The 18,835-nt window shown below is 72.6% G+C and carries 14 protein-coding genes; 8 read left to right on the forward strand and 6 right to left on the reverse strand.

The features are described from left to right. Positions 1–19 precede the first annotated feature (19 nt). Both AB4880_RS03995 and AB4880_RS04000 read right to left on the reverse strand, forming a co-directional pair. Entirely contained in the window at positions 20–2,611 is a 2,592-nt protein-coding gene (locus AB4880_RS03995; RefSeq protein WP_367917909.1) for a binary toxin-like calcium binding domain-containing protein, read from the reverse strand. A 177-nt stretch (positions 2,612–2,788) separates the two neighbouring features. Beyond that, positions 2,789–3,616 carry a class I SAM-dependent methyltransferase gene (locus AB4880_RS04000; RefSeq protein ID WP_367917910.1) on the reverse strand — a complete coding sequence of 276 codons (828 nt, stop codon included), beginning with the start codon at positions 3,614–3,616 and terminating at the stop codon, positions 2,789–2,791. A 166-nt stretch (positions 3,617–3,782) separates the two neighbouring features. Between AB4880_RS04000 and rpsA the strand changes: the two genes are divergently transcribed. The 5 genes from rpsA to speB all read left to right on the forward strand — a co-directional run bounded on the left by rpsA (position 3,783) and on the right by speB (position 10,942). Further along, complete coding sequence (gene rpsA, locus AB4880_RS04005) at positions 3,783–5,255, forward strand: 30S ribosomal protein S1 (protein WP_367917911.1); 1,473 nt, start codon at positions 3,783–3,785, stop codon at positions 5,253–5,255. Between the two features lie 97 nt (positions 5,256–5,352). Beyond that, the gene (locus AB4880_RS04010; RefSeq protein ID WP_367917912.1) at positions 5,353–7,392 is read left to right on the forward strand and encodes an aryl-sulfate sulfotransferase; all 2,040 of its coding nucleotides are present in this window, start codon (positions 5,353–5,355) and stop codon (positions 7,390–7,392) included. A gap of 218 nt (positions 7,393–7,610) precedes the next feature. After that, complete coding sequence (locus tag AB4880_RS04015; protein ID WP_367917913.1) at positions 7,611–8,555, forward strand: helix-turn-helix domain-containing protein; 945 nt, start codon at positions 7,611–7,613, stop codon at positions 8,553–8,555. Between the two features lie 129 nt (positions 8,556–8,684). Beyond that, the gene (locus tag AB4880_RS04020; RefSeq protein WP_367917914.1) at positions 8,685–10,007 is read left to right on the forward strand and encodes a flavin monoamine oxidase family protein; all 1,323 of its coding nucleotides are present in this window, start codon (positions 8,685–8,687) and stop codon (positions 10,005–10,007) included. Next, positions 10,004–10,942: an agmatinase gene (gene speB / locus AB4880_RS04025; RefSeq protein ID WP_367917915.1), complete on the forward strand. Its 939-nt coding sequence runs from the start codon at positions 10,004–10,006 to the stop codon at positions 10,940–10,942. The genes AB4880_RS04020 and speB overlap by 4 nt, the downstream gene beginning before the upstream one ends. Positions 10,943–11,281: 339 nt before the next feature. Here the strand turns inward: speB and serA are convergent, their stop codons facing one another. From serA to AB4880_RS04045, 4 genes are all read right to left on the reverse strand, one after another. Further along, entirely contained in the window at positions 11,282–12,478 is a 1,197-nt protein-coding gene (serA, locus tag AB4880_RS04030) for a phosphoglycerate dehydrogenase (RefSeq protein WP_367917916.1), read from the reverse strand. A 124-nt stretch (positions 12,479–12,602) separates the two neighbouring features. After that, positions 12,603–13,274, reverse strand: coding sequence for an AfsR/SARP family transcriptional regulator (locus tag AB4880_RS04035; RefSeq protein WP_367917917.1), 672 nt, complete (start codon positions 13,272–13,274; stop codon positions 12,603–12,605). 143 nt (positions 13,275–13,417) lie between these two features. Then, complete coding sequence (locus AB4880_RS04040) at positions 13,418–14,137, reverse strand: AfsR/SARP family transcriptional regulator (RefSeq protein WP_367917918.1); 720 nt, start codon at positions 14,135–14,137, stop codon at positions 13,418–13,420. A 48-nt stretch (positions 14,138–14,185) separates the two neighbouring features. Continuing rightward, a complete protein-coding gene (locus tag AB4880_RS04045; protein ID WP_367917919.1) occupies positions 14,186–15,334 on the reverse strand; it encodes a prolipoprotein diacylglyceryl transferase family protein in 1,149 nt (382 codons plus the stop codon). Between the two features lie 114 nt (positions 15,335–15,448). Between AB4880_RS04045 and AB4880_RS04050 the strand changes: the two genes are divergently transcribed. Genes AB4880_RS04050 through AB4880_RS04060 form a run of 3 tightly spaced genes read left to right on the forward strand, consistent with a single transcriptional unit; the run spans position 15,449 to position 18,827 of the window. After that, positions 15,449–16,051 (forward strand): Pvc16 family protein, encoded by a 603-nt coding sequence (locus tag AB4880_RS04050; RefSeq protein WP_367917920.1) that lies wholly within the window; start codon positions 15,449–15,451, stop codon positions 16,049–16,051. Positions 16,052–16,058: 7 nt separating this feature from the next. Continuing rightward, positions 16,059–16,934 carry a hypothetical protein gene (locus AB4880_RS04055; RefSeq protein ID WP_367917921.1) on the forward strand — a complete coding sequence of 292 codons (876 nt, stop codon included), beginning with the start codon at positions 16,059–16,061 and terminating at the stop codon, positions 16,932–16,934. A gap of 24 nt (positions 16,935–16,958) precedes the next feature. Continuing rightward, on the forward strand, positions 16,959–18,827 hold the full coding sequence (locus tag AB4880_RS04060; RefSeq protein ID WP_367917922.1) for a phage tail sheath family protein: 1,869 nt from the start codon (positions 16,959–16,961) through the stop codon (positions 18,825–18,827). The last annotated feature ends 8 nt before the right edge of the window (positions 18,828–18,835 follow it).

Raw genomic sequence — 18,835 nt, forward strand, 5'->3', positions numbered from 1 at the left:
GTCGCGTCGGTGAAACGGCTCAGATGTCGTGACGGCTCGGGTCGAACCCGTTGCGGGTCTCGCTGCCGTCGGGACCGCCGCCCCAGTCGGTGTCCTTGACCGTCGGGTCCGACTTGCGCAACTTGTACTTCTTGTTCGCGCTGCCGGTGACCTCCTGCTTGTCGGTCAGCCCGTCGCGGTCGGTGTCGGCCTTGGTCGGGTCGGTCTTGCGGACCGTGATCTTGTAGGCGCCGCCGTTCTTCTTGGAGCGGATCACCTTCTGGTTGATCGCGATCCCGTCGACCTCCTGCTTGTCGGTCAGGCCGTCGCCGTCGGTGTCCTTCGCGCACGGGTTGGTGCGGACGACGCCGATGCTGTGGCCCTTCCGGGGCCGGCCGCGGTTGGTGTAGACGACCTGCTTGACGTCGATCCCCTTGACCTCGACGCCGTCCTTGAGCCCGTCGCCGTCGGTGTCGGGCTTGAGCGGGCTCGTCGACCGGCCGGCGGTGCAGCCGGGCGTCCCGTCGACCTCCAGGCCGTCGGTGAGGCCGTCGCCGTCGGTGTCGGCCTTGTGCGGGTCGGTGCCGAGCTGGGCCTCCTCCGCGTCGGTGAGGCCGTCGCCGTCGGTGTCGACGTCGGCCGGAGCCGGGACGTCGTCGCTCGGGTCGCGCGGGTCGGTGCCGCGGGTGACCTCGGCGCCGTCCTTCACGCCGCCGCCGTCGGTGTCGGGGTCGAGCGGGTCGGTGTGGTGGGTGGTGACCTCGGCGCCGTCGGTGAGCCCGTCGCCGTCGGTGTCGGGGTTGGCCGGGTCGGTGCCGAGCGCGATCTCCTGGTCGGTGGTGAGCCCGTCGCCGTCCTTGTCGTCGTTCGGGAAGTCGTCGGACGGGTCGTCGACCGGGTTGGTGCCGTTGGCGACCTCGGCGCCGTCGGTCACGCCGCCGTCGTCGGTGTCGGCGTCGAGCGGGTCGGTCTGGTGGGTGTGGACCTCGGCGCCGTCGGTGAGCCCGTCACCGTCGGTGTCGGGCTGGTGCGGGTCGGTGCCGAGCTGAGCCTCCTCGGCGTCGGTGAGGCCGTCGCCGTCGCTGTCGGTGCCGGACGCCGGCTGGTCGTCCTTCGCGTCGAGCGGGTCGGTGCCGCGGGTGACCTCGTCGCCGTCGTTGACGCCACCGCCGTCGGTGTCGGCCTTCTTCGGGTCGGTGTGGTGGGTGTTGACCTCGGCGCCGTCGGTCAGCCCGTCACCGTCGGTGTCGGGGTTGGCGGGGTCGGTGCCGAGCTGGCCCTCCTGGGCGTCGGTGAGGCCGTCGCCGTCGGTGTCCGTGGTCGGGAAGTCGTCCTTGCCGTCCAGCGGGTCGGTGCCGCGGGTGACCTCGGCGCCGTCGGTCACGCCGCCGTCGTCGGTGTCGGCGTCGAGTGGGTCGGTCTGGTGGGTGTGCACCTCCGCGCCGTCGGTGAGCCCGTCACCGTCGGTGTCGGGGTTGGCGGGGTCGGTGCCGAGCTGAGCCTCCTCGGCGTCGGGGAGGCCGTCGCCGTCGCGGTCGCCGGGCACGGGAGCGTCGCACTGGACGCCGCCGTCGGGGGCGGTCGCGCTGACGCTCATCTGGCCGGCGCCGAGGTGCAGGTCGACGAGGTTGCCGCCGAGCAGCTTGACGTTGAGATCGACCGACAGCACCGCGCCCAGGTCGAGGGACGCCGTCCGGCCGGTGATCTTCGGCTGCGCCTGGAACAGGCCGACCTGGAGGTCGACCTTCGCGAGGCCGAGGTCGACGGGGACCGGCAGGGTGGCGCCGTCGGGCTTGAGGTCGAGGACCCTCTTGCCGCCGACGAGCACCTCGGCCGTGGTGTTGCTGACCGTCGTGGTCGGCGCGCTCACGCCGTCGGAGGTCGCGGTGATGACGACCGGGCTCGCGACCCGGATCTCGACCAGCCCGCCGAGCAGGTGGATCGGCGCGATGTCGAGCTTCGCCGTCGAGCGGACCGCGTCGCCCGGGCCGGGGACGTCGACCAGCTCGGTCTTGTTCTCGACGAAGGACGCGCCGATCTGGCCGACGTTGGCGACCGGGAGGCCGGGGACGCCGAGCAGGCTCACGCCCGCGGTGTCGGTGCGCGCGCTGCCGAGCAGCCGGGCGCCGTTGACCGCGGCCGGGCACGCGTCGTCGGCGGCGTAGCGGGCCGAGACGTCGCCGCGGATCACGCCGACGTCGGCCAGCGGCGCCAGCGGCACGTCGAGCAGGGTCTTCTGCGGCGGGTCGGCCGGCGGGGGAGCGACGGCCTCGGTGGCGTCGGTCTGGATCGTCGGGTTCTTGCCGAGCAGCTGCGCGTCGACGTTCGAGCTCTCCGCGTGGACGCGGGCCGAGGCGGGGACGGCGAGGCCGCCCTCGGGGTCGACGAGGCCGCCCTGGCTGTCGACCTGGACCTGTGCGTGGCCGACGTACACGTTGGCCAGGTCGGCGCCGAGCAGGCCGGTGCGGAGGTTGACGAGATCGGAGTGGCTGTCCGCGGAGAAGGCGGGCAGCGGGGCGGCGGCGTGGGCCGGGCTCGACGGCACGGCGACCGCGAACGCGGCGGCCGTCGACACCGACGTGCCGAGGAACACCGCCCTCAGCAGCCGAGATCGGATGAGGGGATGGGACATGGGGGATCGCTCCTGTTGCCAGGCTTCATGGGGGCAGGCTGAGGCAGCCTGTCGCTCCCTCAGCGATCTCCCGAGCCGAGATCCCGGGAGTGACCGTGTCCAGTCACCCTTCGCAACGAGCCTTCGCCAAGGAGGTGATGCTTTTCCTTGACGATCGGTCAGAGATCCCCCGATGCCTCACCCGGCGAGGTCGGCGCCGAAGATCGCGGTGCCCGGCGTGAGCCGCCCGCGCACGCCCGACCAGCCGCCCCACAGCCGCTCGTGGCCCTCGGGCCACTCCGGCTCGAGCAGCGTCGTCAGCCGGAAGCCGGCGCCGGCGAGGACGGCCACCCAGTCGCCGAGCGTGCGGTGGTGCTCGACGTACGACGTGGTGCCGGTGGCGTCGTCGACCTCGACGTACGGCGTGCGGTCCCAGTAGGACTGGGTCGCGGTCAGCCCCTCCTCGCCCGGGTCGTCGGGGAACATCCAGCGGGTCGGGTGGGTGATCGAGAAGGCATAGCGCCCGCCCGGGCGCAGCACCCGTGCGGTCTCGGCGACCGCGCGCTCGATGTCGGCCACGAACTGCAGCGCGCCGAAGGAGGAGAAGACGATGTCGAACGAGCCGTCGGCGAAGGGCAGGTCGGTGGCCGTGCCGAGCACGCTCGGGACGGGGACGCCGGACTGCTCGTCGATGCGCCGCGAGTGCTGGAGCTGGCGGTAGGAGAGGTCGAGGCCGATCGCGCGCCCGCCCGCGCTGCGGATCCACCGCGAGCACTGCCCGGCGCCGGAGCCGACCTCGAGCACGTCCTTGCCGTCGAGCGGGCCGAGGATGCCGGCCTCGGCCTCGGTCAGGCCCTCGGGACCCCACAGGAAGCCGACGTCACCGAGGAAGTCGCCGTGGGTGGCCTGGTACTCGTCGGCGTACCGGTCCCAGTCGGCGCCGTTGGCCCGGCGCGACTCCCGTTCGTCGGCGGGCCGGCGGTGGGCGGTGACGGGCGGATGCGGCCATTCCTGCAGGTCCTGCACGATGAGAGGATAGTGCGGACCCGCTCAGCCGCCGTGGACGGCCGGCGCGGGGCCCCGCCGGTTGGACTCACGGGTCCGGCGGCGCGTACCCTTGAATGTCTGCGTCCTCATGGACGCCGAAGCATCATCCCAACTACTTCTGCCCACCCAAGGATCACCCACCTTCATGACCAGCACCCTCTCGACCGCCATCCCGAGCAGCTACGACGACAACGCGCCGCAGGTCGCCGTCAACGACATCGGCTCGGAGGCGGACTTCCTCGCCGCCATCGACGCGACCATCAAGTACTTCAACGACGGCGACATCGTCGACGGCACGATCGTCAAGGTCGACCGCGACGAGGTCCTGCTCGACATCGGCTACAAGACCGAGGGCGTCATCCCCTCGCGCGAGCTGTCGATCAAGCACGACGTCGACCCGTCCGAGGTCGTCCAGGTGGGCGACAAGGTCGAGGCCCTGGTCCTCCAGAAGGAGGACAAGGAGGGTCGCCTGATCCTGTCCAAGAAGCGCGCCCAGTACGAGCGCGCCTGGGGCACGATCGAGGAGATCAAGGAGGCGGACGGCGTCGTCGAGGGCACCGTCATCGAGGTCGTCAAGGGCGGCCTCATCATCGACATCGGCCTCCGGGGCTTCCTCCCGGCGTCGCTCGTCGAGATGCGCCGGGTCCGCGACCTGCAGCCCTACGTCGGCCAGACGCTCGAGGCGAAGATCATCGAGCTCGACAAGAACCGCAACAACGTGGTCCTGTCGCGTCGCGCCTGGCTCGAGCAGACGCAGTCCGAGGTCCGCCACGGCTTCCTCACCCAGCTGCAGAAGGGCCAGATCCGCAAGGGTGTCGTGTCCTCGATCGTCAACTTCGGTGCGTTCGTCGACCTCGGCGGCGTCGACGGTCTGGTGCACGTCTCCGAGCTGTCCTGGAAGCACATCGACCACCCGTCCGAGGTCGTCACCGTGGGCGACGAGGTCACCGTCGAGGTCCTCGACGTCGACATGGACCGCGAGCGCGTCTCCCTGTCGCTCAAGGCGACCCAGGAGGACCCGTGGCAGCACTTCGCCCGGACCCACCAGATCGGCCAGATCGTTCCCGGTAAGGTCACCAAGCTGGTTCCCTTCGGCTCGTTCGTGCGGGTCGAGGAGGGCATCGAGGGCCTGGTCCACATCTCCGAGCTGGCCGAGCGCCACGTCGAGATCCCCGAGCAGGTCGTCCAGGTCAACGACGACGTCATGGTCAAGATCATCGACATCGACCTCGAGCGTCGCCGGATCTCGCTGTCCCTCAAGCAGGCCAACGAGACCGCCACGGCTGCCGACGTCGAGGAGTTCGACCCGACGCTGTACGGCATGCCCGCCACCTACGACGAGCAGGGCAACTACATCTACCCCGAGGGCTTCGACCCCGAGACGGGCGAGTGGCTCGAGGGCTTCGAGGAGCAGCGCGCGACCTGGGAGGAGCAGTACGCCAAGGCGCACGCTCGCTGGGAGGCTCACGTCAAGCAGCAGGCCGAGGCCAAGCAGGCCGAGATCGAGGCCGGCGAGGCCAACTCCTACTCCTCCGCTCCGGCCGAGGACAACGGTGGCTCGCTCGCTTCCGACGAGGCGCTCCAGGCGCTTCGCGAGAAGCTCACCGGCGGCAACTGATCGCACTCCGAAGGCCCCGACCGCACCGGTCGGGGCCTTCGGGCTTTTTGTGGTGCGGGCTCTCAGGTCCGTGGCGGGCGGGCCGATGGGAAAGCGCATGCGTGCTCCACTGCTGCTTGCCCTGCTCCTCGCGCTCGTCGGGCTGAGCCCGACGGTCCCCGCCCTCGCCTCGGCTGCCTCGGCCGCCTCGGCGGCTGATCCGGCGCCGGTCGTCTCGCTGGCCGTGTCGGGCGACGGCGTCGCGCTGCGCCCGGCGTTCGACCCGGCCGTGAGCCGGTACGCCGTGGCGACCTCGGCCCCGACCGGGGGCCGGCTGACGGTGACGGCGTCGACGAGCGACCCGGCGGGCGTCGTCCGGGTCGACGGGGCGGTGGTCGGCGGCCCGACCGAGGTGAGCGGCCTGAGCGCCGGCGACGAGGTGTCGGTGATCGTCGACGACGCGGCGGGGCACCACGCCTACGCGCTGGTCTACCTCCCGGCCGGCTTCCCCGAGATCACGAAGGTGGTCGACGGTCCGGGCGTCACCGCCGGCAACGTGATGCTGACCCTCGGCACGGTCGCCGTGGCGGTCGACCGCAACGGCGTCCCGGTGCAGCTGCGCGACTTCGGGGCGTCGGTGTCGGACCTCAAGCCCGCGCCGCACGGTCACTACACGGTGATGGTCCGGCGCCCGGGCCCGGCGAGCGACTGGAACCTGGTGGAGCTCGACGAGCGCTTCGCCGACGTCCGGACCTCGCGGGCGGTGGGCCTGCAGAACACCGACAACCACGACGTGATCCTCAAGCCCGACGGCGGCCGGCTGTTCGTCTCCTACGAGCCGGACGCCGACAGCAGCATGGTCGACGCGGTGATCCAGGAGGTCGACGCGGACGGCGAGGTCGTCTACACGTGGGACAGCGGCGACCACCTCGACCGCGCCGAGACGACGGCCGGCAGCTCGCCGGACTGGGCGCACATCAACGCGATCCAGCTGCTTCCGGACGGCGACGTGCTGGCGTCCTTCCGGCACCTCAGCGCCGCGCTGCGCATCGCCTGGTCCGACCACGACGGCTTCGTCCGCGGCGACGTGGTGTGGCGCTTCGGCGGCCGGCAGAGCTCGTTCGACTTCGTCGACGACCCCGACGGCGGCCCGTGCGCCCAGCACACCGTCGGTCGGCTCGCGAACGGCCACCTGCTGGTCTTCGACAACGGCTCGGGCGTCCTGGGCGCGAACCCGTCGTACTGCGTCGACCCGCTCGACCGTCTCGGGCCGACCGTCGACCGCGTCCGGACGCGGGTGACGGAGTATGCGCTCGACGAGGACGCGATGACTGCGACGCTGGTCCGCTCCTGGACGGCGCCCGGCCGGTTCGCCTACTTCGCCGGCTCCGCGCGGCGTCTCGACGGCGGCAACACCCTGGTCGACTGGGCGGCCTACCAGCAGGCGCTGGTCAGCGAGGTCGCTCCCGACGGCACCATCGTGTGGGAGCTCAAGGCTCCCACGACGCTCAGCTATCGCGCCGAGAAGGCGGAGGTCCCCGACCGCACCGACCCGGTGGTGACGGTGACCCTGCCCGACGCCGGCCGGTACGACGTCGGCGACCGGGTGACGCCCCAGGTGCGGTGCGCCGACCGGGGCGGCTCGACGCTGCAGTCGTGCACCTGGTCGGCGCTGGTGCCGACCGGCGTCGCGGGCCGGCAGACGTTCACGGTGACGGCCGTCGACGGGGCGGGCAACACGACCACGGTCGAGCGGGCCTACACCGTCGGCTCGCCGCAGCCGGGGATCGGTGTCCGGTCGTCGGGCGCCTGGCGGGCGGAGCGGACGCTGCGCCTGCCGCGCCGCGGTGCGGTCCGTACGGCGGTGCTGCGGGTGACGAACCCGAGCGTGCGGCCGGCGACCCTGGTCGTCCGCGGCGCGGCGGGCGGCTCGTCGTACCGGGTGCGCTACTTCGCCAACGGGCGCGACGTCACCGCGGCGGTGCGGGCCGGCACCTGGCGTACGCCGGTCCTGGCGCCCGGCCGGGAGGCGCGGCTCGAGGTGGTGGCGACCCGGTTGACGCGCCGGGTGTCGCCGCGCCGGGTGCGGGTGACGGTCTCGCGGCTCGGCACGTCGGCCGCCGGGAGCTCGGTGGTGCTGGGCCTGCGCGGGCGGTGAGCGGCGATCCGGTCGGAGTGGAGGTCGCGGCCGGTCGAGAAGCGGTCGCGGCGGCCCCACGTGGCCAGGGCGAGAACCACGAGGACCAGGAGGAGGAGGGAGAGGAGGTTCAGCGCGAGGTTCATGGCAGAAATCCTCCTCTCGGATGATTCCTGCCACCAGTGGCAGCATTGCCGAAGACCGTTGATTTACTGCCACGCGCCTGCGATGGTGGTGCGGTGGCACTGACCAATGTGGCCGTGATCGCCTTCGACGGCGTGGCCCCCTTCGAGCTCGGCATCCTGTGCGAGGCGTTCGGCATCGACCGGACCGCCGACGGCGTGCCGGCCATCGACTTCGCGGTGTGCGCCGAGGACGACGCTCCGATGCGCACCTCCAGCGGCTTCACCCTGCAAGCCGCCCACGGCCTCGACCGGGTGCTGAAGGCCGACCTGGTCGGCATCCCGGCGATGAAGCTCGCCGAGCCGTCCGACGCCGTCCTGCGCACGGTGCGCGCGGCCCACGACCGCGGCGCGCGGATCATGTCGATCTGCAGCGGCGCCTTCACCCTCGGCGAGGCCGGGCTGCTCGACGGCCGCGAGTGCACGACGCACTGGATGTACACCGAGCAGCTGCAGCAGCGCTATCCGAAGGCGAAGGTGATCCCCGAGGTCCTCTACGTCGACGCCGGCCAGATCGTCACCGGCGCCGGCAGCGCCGCCGGCCTCGACGCCGCGCTGCACGTGTGGCGCCAGGAGTACGGCGCCGCGATCGCCAACATCATCGCCCGCCGCGCGGTCGTGCCGCCGTACCGCGACGGGGGACAGGCGCAGTACATCGCGCGCGCCGTGCCCGACTGTGACGCCGACACGCTGCGGCCGCTGCTCACCTGGGTGCTGGAGAACCTCGCCGAGGACCACGGCGTCGAGACGCTCGCCAAGCGCGCGCTGATGTCGCCGCGCACCTTCGCCCGGCGCTTCCGCGAGGAGACCGGGACGACGCCGCACCACTGGGTCACCCGGCAGCGGGTGGCCGCGGCCGAGGAGCTGCTGGAGCGCACCGAGCAGCCGGTCGAGTGGATCGCGGGCGAGGTCGGCTTCGGCAACGCGGCGACCTTGCGGCACCACTTCGTGCGGGTGCGCGGGGTGAGTCCGCAGAGCTATCGGCGCCAGTTCGCCTGCTGAGCCCCCGGCTCGGCGCTGGAGGATCCTCCAACGGCCTTCGGAGACATTGGAGATTCCGTCCCTGTCGTCCCGCGGTGACCCGGGTCACCCTGAACGGGCAATCAGTTTTCGGGTGACGAGGAGCCCAGCGTGAGCCAGAACCACTACGACGTCATCGTGATCGGCGCCGGATTCTCCGGCCTGACCGCGGCCCGCGAGCTCGGCGAGGCCGGGCAGCGCGTGCTCGTGCTCGAGGCGCGCGACCGGATCGGTGGCTCGACCTGGTACCGCACCGACCTGCTCGGCGGCGTCGGCCTCGAGATGGGCGGCACCTGGATCGTGCCGCAGCAGACCCACGTGTGGGCCGAGGTCGAGCGCTACGGCGTGCCGATCCAGGACTCGGTGCTGCCGGAGCGGATGACCTGGTCGGCGTCCGGCAAGGTGCTCGACACGCTGCTGCCGTGCACGCCGGAGGAGTACGGCGAGCTCGAGCACGCCGTACGGCAGCTGCTCGCCGCAGGCGACCGCCTCGACTACACCCGCCGGCTCTCCGAGCAGGACCTCGCCGACCTCGACGTCTCGATCGAGGAGTGGGCCGACAACGCCGGCCTGACCGGCAACGCCCGCGAGCTGCTGATCTCGTGGTTCTGTGGCTGCGCGAACGCCCACGAGTCGATCGGCTCGGCGCTCGACATCATCCGGTGGTGCGCGTCGATGGACAACTCGCTCTGGGGCATGGTCCAGGCGTCCGTCCTCGGCTTCACCTTCACCGACGGCACCAAGTCGCTCGCCGACGCGATCCGCGCCGACCTGGCGGGCGAGCTCAAGCTGTCCGCGCCGGTGCGCAGCGTCGTGCAGAGCGCCGACGGCGTCTCCGTGTCCTACGACGGGGGCACCGCGACCGCCGGACGCGTCCTGGTGACCGTGCCGATCGGCGTCCTCAAGGACATCGCGTGGGAGCCCGCGCTGCCGGAGGACAAGCTCGCCGCCTCGCACGAGAACCACGCCGGCCAGGGCCAGAAGGTCTGGGCGCTGGCGCAGAACGTGCCGGACGACATCAGTGGCTACGGCTGGGGCACGGCGTTCGACTACGTCGGCGCGATGCACGAGTCGCCGCAGGGCACCGTCCTCGTCTGCTTCGCCCCCGAGCACGACCGGGTCGACGCGAGCGACCTGGCCGACGTCCAGCGTGCGGTGCGCGAGTACGCGCCCGAGGCGGTCGTCGTCGACGCGGCGGCCCACGACTGGGTGCACGACGAGTTCTCGTACGGCACCTGGGCGACCTTCCGCGCCGGTCAGTTCGCCAAGTACGAGCAGGCGCTCGCGCGCCCCGAGGGCCGCGTGCACTTCACCGGCTCCCACACCGCCACCCGCTGGCGCGCCTTCATCGACGGCGCGATCGAGTCGGGCAAGCGTGGCGCAGTCGAGATCCTCGACGCGCAGAACCTCAACTCCCAGGGAGGCATCGCATGACCGTCGGACCCATCGACGCGACCCAGACCCCGCGCTACGCCGGCGACACCACGTTCGCCCGGCTGCCCCGCCTGAGCGACGTCCAGGACGCCGACACCGTCATCTGGGGCGTGCCCTTCGACGGCGGCGTGTCCTACCGCCCCGGCGCGCGCTTCGGCCCCAACCACATCCGCCAGTCCTCGCGCCTGCTGCGCCCCTACAACCCGGCCAACGACACCGAGCCGTTCAACCGGGCGCAGGTCGCCGACGCCGGCGACCTCGGCGCCAACCCGTTCTCGCTCGACGAGGCCATCTCCTCCATCGAGGCCGGCGCCCGCGAGCTGTCCGGCACCTCCCGGACCCTGCTCACCATCGGCGGCGACCACACCATCGCCCTGCCGCTGCTGAGGGTCCAGGCCGAGCGGCACGGGCCGATCGCCGTCCTGCACTTCGACGCGCACCTCGACACCTGGGACACCTACTTCGGCGCGCCCTACACGCACGGGACGCCGTTCCGCCGCGCCTCCGAGGAGGGCCTGATCGACTTCGACCACGCGATGCACGTCGGCATCCGCGGTCCGCTCTACAGCAAGCTCGACCTCGACGAGTCCGAGCGCCTCGGCTTCTCCGCCGTCCACGCCCGCGACTTCGTGCGCTCGCCGATCGACGACATCATCAACCGGATGCGCGAGCGCCTCGGCGACCGCCCCGTCTACGTCTCGCTCGACATCGACGTCCTCGACCCCGCCCACGCCCCCGGCACCGGCACCCCCGAGGCCGGCGGCCTCTCGAGCGCCCAGCTGCTCGAGGTGCTGCGCGGCCTCGAGGGGCTCAACGTCATCGGCGCGGACATCGTCGAGGTGTCGCCGGCGTACGACCATGCGGAGATCACGGGCATCGCGGCGGCGCACGTCGCCTACGAGCTGCTGTCGGTGCTGCCGGGCAAGCCGGCCTGACTTGTAACTCGGTGTTCGTGGATCCACCACGGGGTTGTTACGAGTCACGACCCCGTGGTGGATGACGTTGGACCCTGGTAGATGGTGGTGCGTATCCTTGAGGTCTCGCCCCGCCCCTGGGGCGGACGGGCCACGGCAGGTTCCGATCCTGTGTGGCGACCGTGATCCGTAAACAGTGGTACGACCACATCGGCAGGGGCTGAAGCGTCGGGCCCGATCTCCTCAGGAGATCGGGCCCTTCGGCATCTCCGGTCTCACCCGGCATTCCTGCTCCGATTTCGCCGAATCGAGAGCATTTCTGCCGGGTGCGACGGGGGAGCCGGGCACCTCAGACGAGGTTCACCAGGTGCGCACCCACATGCAGTACTCCGCCTTGCTCAGCGTCTCGATCGCCTCGGCCGAGAGCGGCTCGGAGGCGTCGGTGACGACGTAGCCGAGGCCGTCCTTGGTCGCCAGGTGCTGGTCGACGACATTGTCGCCGGCGGCGGCGAAGGTGGCGTTCAGCTCGGCGAGGACGCCGGGGAGGTTGCGGTGGAGGAGGCCGATGCGGCGGCCGGCCGGCAGCTCGGAGGGCAGGACGGCGGGCAGGTTGACCGAGAGGGCGGTGGAGCCCTCGAGGGCGAAGCGGGCGAGCTTCTCGGCGACGAACCAGCCGATCTCCTCCTGTGCCTCCTGGGTCGAGCCGCCGATGTGGGGCGTGAGGATGACGTTGTCGAGGCCGCGCAGGACGGAGTCGAACGGGTCGCCCTGGGCCTTCGGCTCGGCGGGGAAGACGTCGACGGCGGCACCGGCGATGTGGCCGGAGATCAGGTTGTCGCGCAGGGCCTCGTAGTCGACGACCATGCCGCGCGAGGCGTTGATGAACAGCGCGCGGGGCTTCATGGCGGCGAACTCGTCGGGGCCGAAGAAGCCGGCGTTGCCGGGGCGGCCGTCGACGTGGAGGCTGACGACGTCGGCGACCTCGAGCAGCTCCTTGAGGGTCCGGACCCGGCGAGCGGTGCCGTGGGCGGGGCGGTCGGCGGTGTCGTAGAAGACGACGCTCAGGCCGAGCGCCTCGGCGACGGTGGAGAGCTGGGTGCCGATGTTGCCGTAGCCGACGATGCCGAGCGTGCGCCCGCGCACCTCGTGGCTGCCCTTCGCCGACTTGTCCCACACGCCCTCGTGCATGCGCTCGGTCTTCTCCGGCAGCCGACGCGCGAGCGAGATGATCTCGGCGATCACCAGCTCGACGACGCTGCGGGTGTTGGAGTAGGGAGCGTTGAACACCGCGACGCCCTTGTCGGCGGCCGTGACCAGGTCGACCTGGTTGGTGCCGATGCAGAAGCAGCCGATGGCGAGCAGGTCGGGCGCCTCGTCGAGGACCCGCTTGGTCACGGTCGTGTTGGAGCGGATGCCGAGCAGCTGGACGCCGTCGGACAGCGCGGCGACGAGCTCGTCCTCGGAGAGGGAGCCGGCGCGCAGCTCGACCTCGTAGCCGCGAGCCTCGAGGGTCTCGACGGCGGCCGGATGGATGTTCTCGAGCAGCAGAGCCTTCACAGCAGAACCTTACGGCTCCCGCCGTGTCGCCTCCGCACCGGAGCCCGGACGTGGACACCCGGCCGCCGCCCGGCCGCCGCCCGGCCGCCGCCCGGACGTCGCCCGGACGGCGCCCGGAGACAGGTCAGGCGACGACCTCCTGCTGGCTGCGCAGGTAGCGCGAGCGCTCCCGCTCCGCCTCCCACTCGTTGCCCTCGGCCTGGTGCGCCCGGACGACGATCCGGTGCGCCGACTCGCGGGTCGCGTCGATGGCCAGCGCGGCGAGGGCGAGCTGGATCGCGGTGGCCGCGTCCCGATCGGCGAGGGCGGCGTGGGCGCGCTGCTCGAGGCGGGCGAGCCGCAGCTGACGGAAGCGCTCCCGCTCGACGTCGATCCACTCGTCGTACCAGTCGGGGAGCAGGTCGGCCATCAGCGTCTCGAAGGGCCGCGGGACGCCGTCCTCGGCGTCGGCGCCGGCGAGCACGTCGCGCGTGTCCAGCGACACGGAGTCGTCGAGGCGCAGGTGGGTGGCCGAGGCGTGCAGGATGTCGCCGGCGAGCTGGTGCAGCCGCCACAGCGTGGAGCGCAGGTTGGCGCGGGCGCGGGCCTCGGACTTGTCCGGCCACAGTTGGAAGGCGGCGAAGTCGCGGGACAGCCCGCACGGGGTGAGCGCGACGAGGGCGGTCAGCCGCTTCACGGCGGGCTGGAGGTCGACGACGGCGCCGTCGATGCGGAGCTCGAAGCCGCCGAGCAGCCGGAGCTGGACGTGCGGCGCGACGGCGGAGGTCGGCGAGGGGGCGGGGGCGGTGATCGTCATGCGTCGAGGACAGCAGGCCGGGCGGTGCCGGATCATCGCCGCCGACGCCCGTCCGACGTCACGACCGCGTCGCACCCGCGTCGCGCCGCCGACGCGCCGCAGGGCACGCGAGAGCCGCGTGGCACCAGCGGATCAGGCGAGAGTCACGCAGGCGTCACGCGGGCGCCGGCCATGCCGGAGACCAGCTCGGTGAGCCGGCGGCTGGGCGCGACGCCGAGCTCCTGGGCCAGCTGGTCGCGGAACCGGTCGAAGTGCTGGACGGCGGCCGCCCGGTTGCCGGCCTCGAGATGGGCGCGGACGAGCAGCAGCTGCGCCGACTCCCGCAGCGGATCGGCGGCGACCGCCACCAGCGCGGTGTCGACGGCGTCGAAGGGCCGGCCGTCGCGCAGGTCGTGGAGAGCGAGGCTCTCCAGTGCGTGCAGCCGGCGCTGTCGGTGCTGCTCACGCGGTACGACGAGCCAGGCGTCGTCCTCGTTGGGGAGCAGGTCGCGGGCGAGCAGGTCGCGGTCGACCGACGCGAGCGCGAGGCCGTCGTGGTCGCTGGCGAGGCTCTTGGCGAGGCCGTGGGCGGCGTCGAGGTCGACGGCGACGTCGGAGCCGAGGGTCAGCGAGTTGCCGCGGCGCTGGACCAGGTCGCGCGCCGGCTCCGGCAGCCGCCACATCGCGGAGCGGAGGTTGGAGAGCGAGCGGGCCTCGCACTGGTCGGGCCACAGCGTCCCGGCGAGCCGCAGCCGGTGGGCGTTGCCGCCGAGAAGGGCGAGCAGGGAGAGGACGCGCTGGCCGGCGGGCGCGAGCTCGACCCGCGTCCCGAGACGCGAGAGCTCGAACTGCCCGAGGAGATTCAGACTCGCCGACGGCCCCACGTAAAGAAAAGTAGCAACGCCCACCGGCCACGACATGGCCCGAACGGGCTATTGCCACGTCGCGGACCGCGCGAAGTAGTCGGCCGGATAGCCGGGCGGCCGCGCCGGGCCCGTCTCGACGGCCGGTCCGAGCGTCGCGTGGGTGAGCCCGTTGCGGGTGAAGGGGTGCGGCAGCCCGAGCGCGAGCGCCACCGGCAGCGTCTCGTACGACGGGTGCGACAGCGACACGTGGCACGTCCCGCCCGCCTCGCTCACGGCCACCGCCAGCCCGCGCGAGGTGGTGGTGAGCTCCGGCTCGGCGGTGCGACGCAGCGGTGACGCCGCCGTGACGATCGACCACACCTCGTCGAGATGCTCGGGCGCGAGAAGCGGCGAGATTCTTCGCGACGCGTGCAGCGCCAGCCCCGCCACCAGGACGACGACGAGGACCGCGACGCCCGCCACGCTCGCCCGGTCGGCCACACCCGAGGACGAGGGATGCAGCCAGCGGCGGTCGAGGAGCACCGCCGCGCCGACCTGCACCACGCACATCAGCTGCGCGACCGGGAGGCGGCGCGCGACCGTGCCGTAGTCGGCGCGCAGCCGCTGCAGGCCGAAGCGCACCACGGCGTACGACGCGAGGAACCAGACCGTCGCCGTCCCGGCCGGCCCGGTCGCGAGGAGGAACGCCACGGCGGTGATGACGAAGAGCGCGGCGGCCTCGACCAGCTGCACCGGGAACAGCCGACGTCCGGTGAGCCGCGGCGGCAGCTCGTGGTCGGGGCCGTAGCGCAGGCCGACGGCAGCGGGATGGCCGTGGCAGCAGCCCACCGTCGCGCAGCCGAGCCGGCCGAACGCGAGGAAGGGCCCGACCGCGACCGAGAACAGGTCGACGACCCGCACCGCCGTCGAGCCCGACGCGACGAGCCAGGCGAAGCCGGCGACGCAGGCATAGGCGACCCAGACGTACTCGATGAGCACCAGCGTCTCTCGCCGCAGCACCGCCCGGCGGAGCAGCCCCCAGCTGAAGAAGCTGAGCGCCGCGACACCGGCGACGCCGAGCGTGGTCAGCAGCGCGATCCCGGTCCGCAGCGCCGTCGCGAGCAGCACGAGCACCGCCAGGTGATAGCCGATGATCCCCAGCGACCGGAACGCCGGCACCCGCCGCGCCCCGACGTCGAACCACATCCGCGGGAGCCGGTCGAACCATGCGTTCATGCCGCCCACACCGCGATGCTCGTGCGCACCCGTCGCCACCCCGTCACCAGCGCCCGGCGGCGGGTGACGGGTCGGTGACGGGCCCGCGCCGACACTCGTCGGGTGGCGAACTCCATGGCGATCGCAGCAACCGCGCTGAGCCTGCGCGAGCATCTGCAGCGCTGGTTCACCACGCTCGCCGCGTCCGACCCGAGCGCCTTCCGCGCGCTGCCCACGGTGAAGATCGTGCGCACCGACGACTTCAGCAACTTCGGCAATGCGGCGGGGAGCCTGATCAAGTTCCCGTCGCTGACGCTGTTCTGCTACCGCGTCGACGTCAACCGCGCGATGCGCTCGCCCTGGGCGGCGGTCGGCTCCGTCGACGGGTCGGCGCACCTGCCGGTCGACATCCACTTCCTGCTCACGCCCTTCGACAGCGACGCCGACGCCGAGCTGCGGATCCTCGGCGCCGCGATGCAGTGCCTGGAGGCGACGCCGATCCTGACCGGTCCGCGCCTGCACCCGCTCGGTGGCTGGGACGCGCGCGACGGCATCCAGCTCATCAACGAGGACCTCATCACCGAAGACGTGATGAGCACCTTCGAGACGCTGCCCACCGACTTCCGGCTCAGCGTCTCCTATGTCGCCCGGATCGCCCGGATCGACGCCCCCGTCGAGCCCGACAACCCCGACGTCCTCACCGCGATCAGCGGCCTGGCCCCGACCCTGACACCGTGAGCCGGCCGTGAGCGTCTTCCTGTCCCGCCCGTACGACGAGCACCGCTACCACCTGGCGCTCGGCATCGAGCCGCGGTCCTCGCTCACCGGTTCCCGCCTCGACGCGGGGCTCGAGGTCCGCTGGGAGCGCTATCCCAAGCCCGTCGGGCGGTGGCGGACCTGGCGCCCGGGGGAGACGCTGACCGACGTCCTGCCGCGCATCGACCGGCACAGCTCCGGCCGTTTCGCCCGTCGGTACGACGAGGAGGTCGCGCGCCCGATGCTGGTGCGGCTCGTCGACCGGCAGCGCCGCTACGTCCCGCGCCGGCTGGAGATCCCGATCCCCGACGAGGCCACGGTGGTGGGTGCGGTCGGCCCCCACCTGGTGCCCGATCCCGCGTGGCGCCGCAGCTTCCCGGTGGATCTGTTCCCGGGCGCGGCCGCGCCGCTGACGTCCGGGGCGACCGTGCTGCGCGGGCACGTCGTCCGCCAGGTCGGGGGAGTGCCGCAGCCGGTCCGCTGGGCCCGGGTGCGCGCGGTGACGCCGACCGGGGCGGAGATCGGCTGGGCGCACGGCGACGACCGCGGCGAGTTCGTGCTGGTGCTGCGGCCCGCCCGCGGAGCGCTGACGGTGCCCGTCGACCCGATGGTCGTCGAGCTGACGGTCAGCCGGCCGGACCCGCCGCCCGTGCCGCCCGCCTCCGATCCGGACCTCGCCCGCGTCGACCCGCTCTGGGACCTGCCGCTCGAGACCGTCGTCCCGTCGCGGACGCCCGCCACCGAGGCGACCCTCACCGGCCGCCGCTTCATCCCCACCTTCCTCGACCGTGCGCCGCTGAGCCCCGCCGGCCCGCTGTCCCTGCGGCACGGCCGGCAGACGTCGGTCGTCCTCACGATCGCCTGACCCGACAACCACAGGAGCGTTGACATGCCCGAGTACCTGGCCCCCGGCGTGTACGTCGAAGAGGTGAGCTTCCGCTCGAAGTCGATCGAGGGGGTGCCCACCAGCACCACCGGCTACGCCGGCATGACGGCCTACGGCCCGGTCCAGTTCACGGGCGGCCCGTCGGCCACCGAGCCCCGGCTGATCACCAGCTTCACCGAGTTCGAGCGGGTGTACGGCGGCCTCGACCCCGTCCTCGTCGACGACGGCGGCGTGCCCACCGAGCGCGATGCGTTCGTCGCCCACGCGGCGCGGGCGTTCTTCCTCAACGGCGGCAGCCGGCTCTACATCACGCGCGTCTTCGTGCCGGGTGCGACCGACGGCATCGCCCGGCTCGACCTGACCTTCGGTGGCGGGGACTCGGCGTCGTGGCAGGCGCGCTGGCCGGGCCGCTACGGCAACGTGCTGCTGACCGTGCTGCCGGTCCGGAAGGGCAACAGCTGCTACGACCACACCGTGTCGCCGGGCTTCGGTCCGCAGGCCCGCGGCCTGCGCCACGGCGCGGTCGTCGAGATCACCGCGCCCGGCGGCACGCCGCCCGCGGCCGGTGCGCCGCTCGTCCCGGCGCAGCTCGCGGTCGTCGACGTCGACCGGACGACGGTCGACGCCAACGGCCTGCCCCTGCAGCGCTTCGTCGACGTCAACGGCAACCCGGTCGCCGTCGCCTCGCACTCGACGGTCAAGGAGGTGGTGCTGCAGGTGCGGATCGGCGCGGCCGACGGCCGCCTCGACGTGTACGACGAGCTGGCCTGCCATCCCGCGCAGCGGCGCTGGATCGGCCGGGTGATGGAGCAGAGCGACCCCGAGGACGAGAACTGCGTGCTCTGGCTCAAGACCGCCGCCCCGGACACCGTGGGCCGGGCGGTCGCGCTGATGCTGGCGCTGGTGACGCCCGCCGAGGGCAGTCGGCTGGCGCAGGGGACCGACGGCGCGATCGCCCAGCCCGACGACCTGCTCGGCCTGCCCGCCGACCCCGACCACGCCGAGGTCAAGGCGACCGGCCTGGAGGCCCTGGGCGAGGTCGACGACATCGCGATCGTCGCGCTCCCCGACGGCGGCACGTACGACGACCTGACCCGCTGCGAGCAAGCGGCCGACCGGCTGATCGGCCACGCCGAGCGGATGCGCTACCGGATCGCCGTCGTCGACGCGCCGGCCGGGTCGTCGATGACCGAGGTCCGCGAGTTCCGGGGGAAGTTCGACTCGACGCGGGCCGCGATCTACCACCCGTGGATCGAGATCCTCGACCCGTCGCCGGGCGCCGGCCAGGGCGCGCCGCCGCGGCGGATGATGCTGCCGCCGTCGGGCTTCGTCACCGGCATCTACGCGCGCAGCGACGTGACCCGCGGCGTCTACAAGGCGCCGGCCAACGAGGTGGTGCTCGGCCTGACCCGCTTCGAGGCCAACATCAACCGCGCGCGCAACGACGTCCTCAACCCCGAGGGCATCAACGCGCTGCGCTTCTTCGAGGGCCGCGGCAGCCGGGTGTGGGGCGCGCGGACCATGTCGTCCGACCCGGAGTGGCGCTACGTCAACGTCCGCCGGCTCTTCATCTACCTCGAGCACTCCATCGACAAGGCCATGCAGTGGGCGGTGTTCGAGCCCAACAACGACCGGCTGTGGGCCAACATCCGGCAGACCGTCGAGGACTTCCTCTACGTGCAGTGGCTCAACGGCGCGCTGCTGGGCGCAACGCCCGAGGAGGCCTACTTCGTGCGCTGCGACCGCACCACGATGACGCAGAACGATCTCGACAACGGGCGGCTGATCTGCCTGATCGGCGTCGCGCCCACCCGGCCGGCGGAGTTCGTCGTCTTCCGGATCGGCCAGTGGACCGCCGACGCCCGCGCCTGATCCGACCC

Source organism: Nocardioides ginsengisoli (assembly GCF_039537225.1).
GTDB lineage: Bacteria > Actinomycetota > Actinomycetes > Propionibacteriales > Nocardioidaceae > Nocardioides > Nocardioides ginsengisoli.

Coding starts and splice junctions, on each gene's coding strand:
- AB4880_RS03995 (WP_367917909.1), bottom strand. CDS start 2,611: ATGTCCCATCCCCTCATCCGATCTCGGCTGCTGAGGGCGGTGTTCCTC.
- AB4880_RS04035 (WP_367917917.1), bottom strand. CDS start 13,274: ATGACGATCACCGCCCCCGCCCCCTCGCCGACCTCCGCCGTCGCGCCG.
- AB4880_RS04060 (WP_367917922.1), top strand. CDS start 16,959: ATGCCCGAGTACCTGGCCCCCGGCGTGTACGTCGAAGAGGTGAGCTTC.
- AB4880_RS04010 (WP_367917912.1), top strand. CDS start 5,353: ATGCGTGCTCCACTGCTGCTTGCCCTGCTCCTCGCGCTCGTCGGGCTG.
- speB (WP_367917915.1), top strand. CDS start 10,004: ATGACCGTCGGACCCATCGACGCGACCCAGACCCCGCGCTACGCCGGC.
- AB4880_RS04045 (WP_367917919.1), bottom strand. CDS start 15,334: ATGAACGCATGGTTCGACCGGCTCCCGCGGATGTGGTTCGACGTCGGG.
- rpsA (WP_367917911.1), top strand. CDS start 3,783: ATGACCAGCACCCTCTCGACCGCCATCCCGAGCAGCTACGACGACAAC.
- AB4880_RS04050 (WP_367917920.1), top strand. CDS start 15,449: ATGGCGATCGCAGCAACCGCGCTGAGCCTGCGCGAGCATCTGCAGCGC.